Genomic DNA, 1,282 nt, shown 5'->3' with positions numbered 1-1,282 from the left:
TGAACGCCTTTTCATGCTCTTCAGTCTTTTGTTTCAGTTGTTTAATTTCCTCGTCACGTTCTTCAATCTCTTGCTTCAGTTGTTTAATTTCCTTGTCACGTTCTTCAAGATTCGCATCACATTCATCAATTGTCTGCTTGCTTTCCTTTAAATACCTAAACTCATTCTCTTTCATTTTTTTCTTAATATCTTGAACCTGCTCTTTAAGTGCTTTAACTTGATCGCGATAATGCAATGCAATACGAAACATCACTCCGCTTAAGAGCAAAACTGAAACCACTGCTATCCATAAAATTTCATTCGAACTCATTTTGATCTCCTTAATGCTGCAATCTATCGACCTTCTGATCAACAACGCAGCTCTTGCAAATTTTCGACATTGAGGGGTGTTGCTCTTGATCGCATAAAGATTTTAAAAGATAAGCCACTGCTCCTCTTGAAGGAACACCATATTTTTCCCAACGCCATACTGTTGATTTGTTAACGCCTAATAACGCTGCCATTTCGTCCAGCGTCAGATTAAGGCGTTTGCGTATTTTTTTTGCTTCTATCTTATTCATAAAATTAAGTGTGCAATGTGCACAGAAAAAAGTCAAGTCGAAAAGCACACATAATATGTGCATTATGAATGGAAAGGAGTTGTCAGAATGCAAGAACAAAAACCCGACCAAGCTATACGCTTAACAGAAGCAAGAATTGCCAAAGGATTTAAATCTGCCCGAGCCGCAGCTCAATATTACGGCTGGCCATATTACACTTATATACAACATGAACAAGGAGTTCGCGGCATCAATAAAGCCGCAAGTCGATACGCAAAAGCTTTTAACGTAAGTACAGGTTGGTTATTGACTGGTGAAGGACAGGGTATAAAAACAAAATCTACAACTGCTCTTTCAGACCGCGAACTTCAAGAAGAAGTTTTTAACGCTCTAAAAAATATATCTCCTGAAAAAAAGCAGTGGCTTCTTCGCATTTTAGATACTTTAAAAGACGAAGAATAATAATTAACCTTCTTTTTTTATCTATACTAAGCTTATTCACTGCCTCCATTATAAGGTTATCAATATCATCCATTTTATATATCCCAAAATAATATAACACTCACTAAATATGTTCATGTTGCACATTTTATTGTTGACATATGTGCAATATGCGCATACATATGTTCCATATCTTAGAAAATAACTTTTGCCAATAGGCTGTATGGAGGCATTTGTGAATAAACCAGTGTTTATAAATTCTGATGAAATTCTCTTAGTCATCTGCGAAAATGAAGAACAAA

At 35.9% G+C, this 1,282-nt stretch carries 2 protein-coding genes and 1 pseudogene; 1 reads left to right on the top strand and 2 read right to left on the bottom strand.

Translation table 11 applies throughout. The features are described from left to right. A pseudogene (locus ACFIL2_RS02830) lies at positions 1-310 on the bottom strand (hypothetical protein); the annotation flags it as partial. A gap of 10 nt (positions 311-320) precedes the next feature. Continuing rightward, entirely contained in the window at positions 321-560 is a 240-nt protein-coding gene (locus ACFIL2_RS02825; protein WP_375607547.1) for a helix-turn-helix domain-containing protein, read from the bottom strand. 87 nt (positions 561-647) lie between these two features. On the opposite strand from ACFIL2_RS02825, the gene ACFIL2_RS02820 reads away from it, so the two are divergent. Beyond that, positions 648-1,001, top strand: a complete 354-nt coding sequence (locus ACFIL2_RS02820; protein ID WP_273791732.1) for an XRE family transcriptional regulator — start codon at positions 648-650, stop codon at positions 999-1,001. The last annotated feature ends 281 nt before the right edge of the window (positions 1,002-1,282 follow it).

Source organism: Bartonella sp. AP30XZML (assembly GCF_042195945.1).
GTDB lineage: Bacteria > Pseudomonadota > Alphaproteobacteria > Rhizobiales > Rhizobiaceae > Bartonella.
The sequence above is the reverse complement of the archived record's forward strand: the minus strand, read 5'-3'. Positions and strand labels throughout refer to the sequence as shown.